At 42.6% G+C, this 9,316-nt stretch carries 9 protein-coding genes; 2 read left to right on the top strand and 7 right to left on the bottom strand.

The window, feature by feature from the left end:
- From fmt to moaC, 3 genes are all read right to left on the bottom strand, one after another.
- The coding region (fmt, locus tag E1163_RS05785; protein WP_155170430.1) for a methionyl-tRNA formyltransferase at positions 1 to 754 on the bottom strand (754 nt) is incomplete at its 3' end.
- 63 nt (positions 755 to 817) lie between these two features.
- On the bottom strand, positions 818 to 1,375 hold the full coding sequence (locus tag E1163_RS05780) for an NTP transferase domain-containing protein (RefSeq protein ID WP_155170428.1): 558 nt from the start codon (positions 1,373 to 1,375) through the stop codon (positions 818 to 820).
- The gene (moaC, locus tag E1163_RS05775) at positions 1,372 to 1,851 is read right to left on the bottom strand and encodes a cyclic pyranopterin monophosphate synthase MoaC (protein ID WP_343033760.1); all 480 of its coding nucleotides are present in this window, start codon (positions 1,849 to 1,851) and stop codon (positions 1,372 to 1,374) included. The genes E1163_RS05780 and moaC overlap by 4 nt, the downstream gene beginning before the upstream one ends.
- 98 nt (positions 1,852 to 1,949) lie before the next feature.
- Here moaC and E1163_RS05770 point away from each other — a divergent pair, with 98 nt between their 5' ends.
- On the top strand, positions 1,950 to 3,158 hold the full coding sequence (locus E1163_RS05770; RefSeq protein ID WP_155170423.1) for a molybdopterin molybdotransferase MoeA: 1,209 nt from the start codon (positions 1,950 to 1,952) through the stop codon (positions 3,156 to 3,158).
- Here the strand turns inward: E1163_RS05770 and E1163_RS05765 are convergent.
- Positions 3,109 to 3,846: a hypothetical protein gene (locus E1163_RS05765; RefSeq protein WP_155170421.1), complete on the bottom strand. Its 738-nt coding sequence runs from the start codon at positions 3,844 to 3,846 to the stop codon at positions 3,109 to 3,111. The two genes, E1163_RS05770 and E1163_RS05765, sit on opposite strands and share 50 nt — an antisense overlap.
- Positions 3,847 to 4,015: 169 nt before the next feature.
- Between E1163_RS05765 and ffh the strand changes: the two genes are divergently transcribed.
- Positions 4,016 to 5,347 carry a signal recognition particle protein gene (gene ffh / locus E1163_RS05760; protein ID WP_155170419.1) on the top strand — a complete coding sequence of 444 codons (1,332 nt, stop codon included), beginning with the start codon at positions 4,016 to 4,018 and terminating at the stop codon, positions 5,345 to 5,347.
- A gap of 548 nt (positions 5,348 to 5,895) precedes the next feature.
- Here ffh and E1163_RS05755 read toward each other — a convergent pair.
- From E1163_RS05755 to E1163_RS30440, 3 genes are all read right to left on the bottom strand, one after another.
- Positions 5,896 to 6,495, bottom strand: coding sequence for a GNAT family N-acetyltransferase (locus E1163_RS05755; protein WP_155170417.1), 600 nt, complete (start codon positions 6,493 to 6,495; stop codon positions 5,896 to 5,898).
- A gap of 21 nt (positions 6,496 to 6,516) precedes the next feature.
- Positions 6,517 to 7,494: a pyruvate dehydrogenase complex E1 component subunit beta gene (locus E1163_RS05750; protein WP_155170415.1), complete on the bottom strand. Its 978-nt coding sequence runs from the start codon at positions 7,492 to 7,494 to the stop codon at positions 6,517 to 6,519.
- 130 nt (positions 7,495 to 7,624) lie between these two features.
- Positions 7,625 to 9,316, bottom strand: a 1,692-nt coding sequence (locus E1163_RS30440) for a TPR end-of-group domain-containing protein (RefSeq protein WP_185155978.1), incomplete at its 5' end; no start/stop codon positions are given.

The following is a 9,316-nucleotide window of genomic DNA, read 5'->3' as shown; positions in this document are numbered from 1 at the left end:
TTTCAATCTTATACAACTTCAGGTTTTTGCCAAGTATTTCAGTCCAGGCTGCCGGGTAAGGAGAAAGCCCTCTGATAAAGTTGTAAACATGGGCTGTTGATTGCGACCAATCAATTTGACAGGTTTCCCTGAAAATTTTTGGGGCTTTCTTCAACTCTTGATTTTCATTTTGATCTGTTTGTGGATAATCTTCCTGCTGAATTGCCTGAACGGTTTTAAGTACCAGTTGCGCTCCTTTTTGCATCAGCCTGGCATACAGATCGCCCACGGTATCATCTTCACGGATGGTCTCCTTTTCCTGGAAAATAATCTTTCCGGTATCAATTTCATGCTTCAAAAAGAAAGTAGTTACACCGGTTTCCTTTTCACCGTTTATTATGGCCCAGTTGATTGGCGCAGCCCCGCGGTATTGAGGGAGAAGTGAAGCATGAAGGTTGAAAGTACCTATTTCCGGCATATTCCATACCACCTCAGGCAACATCCTGAAGGCTACAACTATCTGTAAATTGGCGTTGTAGCTCTTTAGTTCTTCGATAAATTCCGGACTCTTGAGGTTCGAAGGCTGTAGGACCGGCAAATTGTGCTTTACTGCACAGTCTTTGACCGGTGAGGTCATTAATTTCTGCCCCCGGCCTTTTGGTTTATCCGGTGCAGTGATCACCGCTACCACGTTGAATTTGTTTTCAAGAAGTATTTCAAGTGAGGGCACTGCAAAATCCGGCGTGCCCATGTATATGATTCGAAGATCCTTCATGCATAGCTGGGGTTAAGAGGTGCAAAGATTACGTCTTTTATCTTCTTAACAAATTGTTTGACCTCAATTCGCACTTTCATCCGGAGAATTGATATTACGGAGTTTATCCTGTATCCCCTTTGTAGATTTGATATATTTTGTGGGGTGCTGTTCAAGAAAATGTCGTGGCCTCAGGTTTCCTGAGTTAACAAAATGGATCAGAGCGGCATATGCATGAGGTTCCCATATGGAACAAAGAGGTTCGGGAAAGCCGTGATAAAAACATGTAGCCATAGCATTCGGGTCGCGATGTGTTACCAACATACTCAATACCTCTGCGTCAACAAAGGGCATATCGCACGCCAGAACCAGCCAGGCTACATCATTGAATTTTTCCTGGGCGCTAAGCACCCCTTTCAGCGGGCCTTTGTAGTTATTGGAGTCAGTGATAAAAGGTAGTTCAATATTTTTTGCCTGATCGGCATTGCAGGATAAGAATACCTTACTGCAATAATCGGATAGCAGGTCAAAGCTATATTTACGCTGATCCGTTGCATGGTAGCTGATCAGGCTTTTATCCCTGCCCATCCTGCGGCTTTCACCGCCAATCAATACCAGGCCATACAACTCCGGCTCCTTCATGATCGGTGAAAATCCTTTTTACCACCTGTTTTGCTCATTAACTGTGTTTCTTTGATCACTATGTCGTGAGACAATGCTTTGCACATATCATAAATGGCCAAAGCGGCTACAGAGGCACCGGTAAGTGCTTCCATTTCAACACCGGTTTTTGCCGTGGTAATAGTAGAGCAGGTAACAACAATATCTTTTCCCTCCACTACAATTTCTATTTTACAATCATCCAGTGCTATAGGATGGCAGAAGGGTATCAATTCGGACGTTTTCTTTGCGGCCATAACGCCCGCAATGATACTGGTATGAAATACAGGGCCCTTTTTCGTATGGATCTCATCATTTTGCAACAATGCAAGGATCTCTTCACCTACACTCACCCTGCTTTGCGCTGTGGCAGTACGTTTTGTAATGGATTTGTCTGAAACATCTACCATTTTTGGGTTTCCCGAAGGGTCAATATGAGTGAATTTGTTATCTTTCACGCTCTGAAAATTTGTGGTTGAAAGCATGTCTTTGCCTGATGGTATAACGACAGACTTTCAATTGCCGGTTAATTTTGAATTAAAACAAAAGTACTAAAATGATTTCGGTAGAGGAAGCGATTGATATAGTGATGTCCCAGACTATAGAGGCAGGAACAGAAAAGGTGCCCCTTCAAAAAGCTACGGGAAGAGTATTGCAGGAAAATATACTGGCAGACAGGGACTTTCCGTCCTTCAACCGGGTAATGATGGATGGTATAGCTGTTAATTCCAAAGCCTGGCAGGAGGGGCGCAGGGAGTTTTATGTAGAGGGTATGCAGACGGCCGGGGCACCTCAGCAAGCGCTTTCTCAAGAGCAAAACTGTATAGAAGTGATGACCGGGGCCATGTTGCCACAAAATACAGATGTGGTTATACGTTACGAAGATGTGAAGATCGAAGATAAGGTTGCCAGGGTGAGCATTGATGAAGTTAAACCCCTTCAAAATGTACACCTCAAAGGTACCGACCGAAAATTGGATGACGTGCTTATCCATAAAAATCAAAAACTTTCACCGGCAGAGATCGCCATTCTGGCCACGGTAGGTAAGCATACCGTTGAAGTAGTCAGGCACCTGAAAGTTGCCATTGTCAGTACCGGTGATGAATTGGTAGATGTAAATGAGATGCCACATCCATATCAGATCAGGCGGTCAAATACATATGCGCTTCAATCGGCGCTGCAGGCTGAGGGGCACGAGGCTCAGGCCTTTCATATTAATGATGAGAAAGATGCACTTGAAACCAAGCTCAGGGAGATTGTAGGAGAATATGATGTGGTTATCTTAAGCGGAGGAGTTTCCAAAGGCAAGAAAGATTATGTGCCGGAAATACTGGAAAAGTTAAATGTTAAAAAACTCTTTCATGGCGTAAAACAGCGGCCGGGCAAGCCGTTTTGGTTTGGGGTGCGAGAGGAGGGAAGTTCCCCAACGGCTATATTTGCCTTACCGGGTAATCCAGTGTCAACATTTATGTGCTTTTATGCATATACATTGCCTTGGTTAAGGAAGTGCTATGGGCTTAATACTCAGATATTAGAAGCTAACCTTGCGGAAGAGTTTGATTTTCAGCCTCCTTTAACCTATTTTCTGCAAGTAAAGTTAACTATGGATCAGGGGCAGCTACTGGCGGTTCCTGTTACCGGAAAAGGTTCAGGAGACCTTGCCAATTTACTGGAAGCAGATGCTTTTTTGCAACTGCCCTCTGATAGATCTGCGTTTAAGGCCGGGGAAAGTTTTCCTGTGATTCAGTATCGTCAGATTTTTTAGATATTAGTTTTTTTCCAAAATCCAGCCTCAAAGTTACGCCTATAGATACAGTAAATACCGGAAATTCAAACTCTGTTTCGTGCATAGGTACGTTTAGGCCTACCTGGCTATCCATTTTGATATTTTTACCCCCTGCCCGGAAAGTGAATGCAGGCTCCATGATCGTGTTGCTGATCTCAATATCCTGAATATTGCTGTCCTCAAATTCATAAAATTCGACCCGGGATATTCGATAACAGAAACCTAGCTCTATGTGTTCCTTTTTGAGCGCAAAGCCTGGCTGTACATAGTAACGCCTGTATTTTCCCGTAGCATAGTCCGTATTACTGGTAAAGAAAACATATTCATCCTGCGCCGAACCTTCGCCTTGGCCATAGCCTCCATATATATCAAATACACCCCAATCCGAGATAGGCTCATAATATCCGGCTCCAAAACCAAAATATTTATGCTTTTGGTAATCATCATCAGTCTCGCTGGTCGAACTGTTTTTATAGAGTCCATCAGCCATGATGCCAAACCTGTTTACAGGAGAAAAGGCCAATTGCCCTTCATAACCCGTGCTGCCTCCTTTTACAGAGGCGGTTACTTCTCCACCATGATCAATGATAGGCATATTGCGCGAGTTAGGTATGTATACCGAAGCGCATGAGCAACAAAAGAGAAGGGGTATTATTAAAAATCTCATATTTTATAAGCTTAAAAAAAGGCAAGATACGAAAAAACTTTAAAAGTATTGTTTAAGCGAAAGAACCTGTCTCTGTGATCCGCTAATTTAAAATCACGCAAAAGATCCGCTCGTTTTTCATTATAACCTTTGGAATCATTAATTTTGCAGCCTATAATACGGAATAGATATGTTTGATAATTTAAGTTTTAAGTTAGAAAAGGCTTTTCAGACCTTAAAAGGGCAGGGAAGTATTACTGAGGTAAACGTAGCAACAACGGTTAAGGAGATACGAAGAGCCTTGATTGATGCCGACGTTAACTACAAAGTAGCCAAAGAAGTTACCGATGATATTAAAGAAAAGGCACTAGGACGTGATGTGCTTACTGCGGTATCTCCCGGACAGCTTTTAACTAAAATTACAAATGATGAGCTGACCGACCTTATGGGAGGTATCCATGAGGATATAAAGCTCGATGGAAATCCTGCCGTTATACTAATCTCTGGTCTTCAGGGTTCTGGTAAAACCACGTTTTCAGGAAAACTTGCAAACTATCTGAAAGGGCAGGGCAAACAAGTATTGCTCACGGCCTGCGATATCTACCGCCCGGCTGCGATTGATCAGTTGAAAGTTCTTGGTGAGCAGATTGGTGTGGAGGTGTATGCTGAACCTGAGAACAAAGACGCTGTAAAAATTGCCAACAATGCAATTAAGCACGCAAAAGACAACAATAAGAAAATAGTTATTGTCGATACCGCCGGTCGTTTGGCCGTGGATGAGGCGATGATGGATGAAATATCCAAACTTAAGCAAGCCCTGACTCCATCTGAGACTTTATTTGTGGTAGACTCAATGACGGGTCAGGATGCTGTAAATACTGCCAAAGCTTTCAATGACAGACTGAACTTTGACGGAGTAGTGCTTACCAAACTGGATGGTGATACCCGTGGTGGTGCTGCCATTTCAATTCGCAGGGTAGTAGATAAGCCTATCAAGTTTATCAGTACCGGTGAAAAAATGGACGCCATTGATAAGTTCCACCCCGACAGGATGGCCAACAGGATCCTTGGTATGGGTGACGTGGTATCATTGGTGGAGAAAGCCCAGCAGACATTTGACGAAGAGGAGGCCCGCAGGTTAAACAAGAAGATCCGTAAGAACCAGTTTGACTTCAATGACTTCCTGTCTCAACTGGAGCAAATCAAAAAGATGGGTAACATCAAAGACCTTATGGGCATGATCCCCGGCATGGGTAAAGCCTTGAAAGGTATTGATGTTGATGACGATTCATTCAAGCCTATTGAAGCTATCATCCGCTCCATGACCAATGATGAAAGGGAAAGTCCTGAACTCATTAACGGTAGCCGAAGAAAAAGAATTGCCGACGGTAGTGGTACATCAGTACAACAGGTGAATAACCTGCTTAAGCAATTTAATGACATGAAGAAACTGATGAAGACCATGAACAAAATGGGAGGCGGTAAAAAAGGATTGGCCGCACTTAACCCATTTGGCAGATAAAACATAATTCAAGTTCATATATTAAAAGGTCAGGACTACCCGTTCTGGCCTTTTTTGTGCCCAAAATTCCATAGAGTTTCTCTATGTGAGCATTTGCTTGAAGGTCACCAGGTATTATAGGTTTGCCTTACTATTCTATAGGCGTTAGGTGAGGTCAAATAAGTTTAGAACTACAACGAGCAGAAGTAAATTGCAGCTTTACTAAACTTCCAAAAGTTTGGTAAAGCTTAGCTGTTGATCAGTACGGACAGCGGTAAGGGCCCTCAAAACAGATTTTTTTAGTTTTCTAGTGAGCATGATCGCATACTAACTCAATTAGTGAATAGTCCAAGCAATTTCAATTCAGCCTCGAGTTGCGCAGAGAAACCCTAAATTATACGACTTCCCAGCAGAAGGCTCTCGAAGCGGACTTTGCGCATTTCCGGGAAGAAATTTAATTGTTCTCCTTGGTCTGTCCCCCGACAGACCAGGTTTTAAACACCCTATTCAACCGGAGAACACCTTCCGGTTAAAGTTAACGTATAAATAAAACTACGTCTATCCAAAAATCACCGGAGATAATCTTCCTTCAGCAGGCCAAACATGATTTCATCAACCCACTCCTGGTCGAACTCATCATAAAAACACTTTCTGATACGTCCTTCCTGTACAAAGTTGAGGCGGTTGAGCAGGGCCAGAGAGCCTTCATTCCTGGGGTCAATACGGGCGGTTATGCGGTGAACTTCATGTTCGGTAAATAAATGGTGGATGATGCAGTTAACAGCTTCATAGGCATAGCCCTTACGCTGGTAGGCAGGGCTTATGGCATATCCTATTTCTACGATGGAGCCATTGCGATCATGGCGCCTTAAAGCCAGGTCACCGATTAGCCGTTCCTCAATTTTAAGTTCTATGCCAAGCTGTATCCACTCTTCCAGGTCATCGAGTGACTTGTGCATTTGCTCGTCTATAAAATTACGGGCAAATGCTTCGTCAAGCACTTCCCAGTCCTGGTAACGGCATACTTCAGGGTCAGTACGATAGTCAAGAAAATTCTTCAGGTCATCGACCTGAAGATTACGTATGATCAGCCGTTCGCTTTCTATGAGTAAAATGTCAGTTTCCTTTAATCCTTTGGGAAAACCTGATTTGCCGGAGGCTGTTGTCATTAAAATGTCAACTCAGGCTGTTTATCTGTAAAGAACTGAATTAACTGCCTCTAACGTACGCTTTACATTGGGCAATATAGCATCGATAAGCGTAGGAGCATAAGGCAATGGCACATCCATGCTGTTGATACGGTGGATAGGAGCATCCAGGTAATCAAACGCATGTTTTTGAACATGGTAAGTAATTTCAGAGCTGATAGCAGCCAAAGGCCATGCCTCTTCTACTATTACCAATCTGTTGGTTTTCTTTACCGATTCTACAACTGTAGCATAGTCTATCGGGCGAACAGTACGGAGGTCAATTACTTCAACCGAGATATCATTTTTAGCAGCTTCTTCGGCTGCTTCCATGATCACCTTCATGATTTTACCAAATCCGACAATAGTTACGTCAGAGCCTTCTCTTTTAATATCAGCAGTACCTATCGGAATCAGGTATTCGCTTTCAGGTACTTCACCCTTATCACCATACATCAACTCAGACTCCATGAAAATAACGGGGTCATTGTCTCTGATAGAAGATTTCAATAAACCTTTGGCGTCATAAGGGTTTGAAGGAACAACCACTTTTAATCCCGGACAGTTGGCATACCAGTTTTCAAAGTTTTGTGAGTGCTGAGAACTTAGCATACCCGCATTACCGGTTGGGCCGCGAAATACAATTGGCATTGGAAATTGCCCGCCTGACATGGACATCATCTTGGCAGCACTGTTGATCACTTGGTCAATAGCTACCAGAGAGAAGTTAAAGGTCATGAATTCTATAATAGGACGGAGGCCGTTCATAGCAGCACCAACGCCTACACCTGCAAAACCAAGTTCAGCGATTGGGGTATCGATTACACGATCCGGTCCGAATTCGTCAAGCATGCCTTGGCTTACTTTATATGCGCCATTGTATTCTGCTACTTCTTCACCCATCAGGAATACCTTCTCATCCCTGCGCATTTCTTCACTCATGGCTTCGCCTAAGGCTTCTCTAAATTGTATTTCTCTCATTTTATCGGGTTTAAAAATTGGTTTGTAAAAATAGCATTCGCAACATTAACCACAAAATGCATTATCATAAAATAAAAAAGCCCTGAAGAAATTTCTTCAGGGCTTTCCAATAATTTTAATAACCTAATCTTTATTTCAGGATATTTCTGAACTGCTCGTTAGTTACGTAAGTAGCGAATTCAAGATCTTCCAAAGCTTTGCCTTTTAGCTCAGGGTTAGCAGCAACTGCTTTTTCAAGGTTTGAATACACATCGTTTTCGTTACCTAAGTGAGCACTTGCAATAGCAGCACCGTAGAAAGCAATAGCCATGTCGCTATCTTTTTCTGTAGCTTCTTTGAAAGAGTTCAGTGCATTTTGGTAATCTTTATTTAAAAGTTGAGCAAGACCTTTGTTGAAAAGGTTAGTTGCATTGTCTTCTGAATTTGAAGTAGAAGAAACAGCGTCATTGTATTTTGCCATCATGATCTCAGCAGAACCTTTAACTCCGTTGATACCTTGGCTAAGGTCGTTGCCTGGGCTCATAGAGTTAGCTTGCTGCAAGTGAGAGTAAGCTTTGTAAGGGTTACCTTTCATCATTTCTACAGTAGCCATGTTAGCGTGTACTTCAGCAGCTTCTTTTTTGTTAGCAGCGATTTCCAACTGGGTCATAGCCATGTCAGCATATTTGTCTTGGTCACCTTCCATACCCATTGCGATGTAAACAGCCGCAAGGTTGTTGTGAGCATTCCAGCTATCAGACTTTTTAGTAGCAGCTTTGAAGATAGCTTCTTTCTCCTGAAGTGAAGGAGTCAAAGTAGCAGCATACATCAATTCTTCTTCAGAAAGTGTGTCGGCAGAAGCAGAACCATCAACGATTTGCTTAGCCAATACTGAAATCTCAGCATCTGTTTTCTTTTCTTTTACAGTAAGGATCTCAGTTTTTGCAACCCTCAATTTAGGGTACAATTCTTTGAATACTTTGTTGTAAGTAGGTAGTTTGTGAAGGGCGTCTTCCTGAGACTCATAAGTACCGGGACCGTTCACAATGTCAAGATAAGCTGACTTTTCTTCTGAAGAAATACCTTCGTAAGTAGCTAATGAATCTTTGAATACGCTCCAGTCTTCAACTACATCTTTAGTGATGAACTTGATAGAATCAGCAAGACCTTTGTAGTCGTACTTTCTCATTTCTCTCTTGTAGAACTCCTGAATAGCTTCAGCTCTTTGCTTAGCTAGTCTTGAGTTGATACGCTCAGCACCTTCAGGAGAGTGAGTACCAGTGATAGTTACTGTTCTGGTAGCATTTTTTTCAGCGATGTAAGCAGAAAGCAAATCACCTCTGTCACTTCTTCTTTCTGAGTATTTCAATACAGGGCTTCCCTGATCGAAGTAGAAATTAACTCTTGTAGGGATCAACTCTTCCTGGTTGTTGTAACCGTGGTCTGCATAAGCAGCAAAGTAAACAGGCTCTACCAGTTTAGAAGTAGTGATCACACCAGGAGCAACATCCATTCTTTCGGTTTCTTTTGTCTTACCGTTTTTAGGGTCAGAAGCAACTCCCTGAACCTGAAGAACACCGGTTTTCATTGCAGGTGCGTAAGCAAAAGCATACTCTTTAGTTTGTTTGGGCTGTTGTTCGTTGGCATTTGGATAATCTTCAGCTTTAAATTGAACTGGTTCCAGCGCTATTTCGTTATCTCCATACTTGTAGAAAGAATTGATTGAATATACCTTTCCTTTCTTAAGCATTTTTACAGGAAGGTTAGCTGACATTTCAAAAGCAACAGTGTCTGCGTGTACCTCCAAAGGATTGGGAGTAACGGTTAAGTTCTGGTCCTCCGC

Source organism: Fulvivirga kasyanovii, from assembly GCF_009711405.1.
In the GTDB taxonomy this organism is placed as follows: domain Bacteria; phylum Bacteroidota; class Bacteroidia; order Cytophagales; family Cyclobacteriaceae; genus Fulvivirga; species Fulvivirga kasyanovii.
Note: the sequence above shows the minus strand (reverse complement) of the source record. Positions and strands in the feature narration are given on the sequence as shown.

Coding starts and splice junctions, on each gene's coding strand:
- E1163_RS05780 (WP_155170428.1), bottom strand. CDS start 1,375: ATGAAGGAGCCGGAGTTGTATGGCCTGGTATTGATTGGCGGTGAAAGC.
- E1163_RS05770 (WP_155170423.1), top strand. CDS start 1,950: ATGATTTCGGTAGAGGAAGCGATTGATATAGTGATGTCCCAGACTATA.
- E1163_RS05765 (WP_155170421.1), bottom strand. CDS start 3,846: ATGAGATTTTTAATAATACCCCTTCTCTTTTGTTGCTCATGCGCTTCG.
- ffh (WP_155170419.1), top strand. CDS start 4,016: ATGTTTGATAATTTAAGTTTTAAGTTAGAAAAGGCTTTTCAGACCTTA.
- E1163_RS05755 (WP_155170417.1), bottom strand. CDS start 6,495: ATGACAACAGCCTCCGGCAAATCAGGTTTTCCCAAAGGATTAAAGGAA.
- E1163_RS05750 (WP_155170415.1), bottom strand. CDS start 7,494: ATGAGAGAAATACAATTTAGAGAAGCCTTAGGCGAAGCCATGAGTGAA.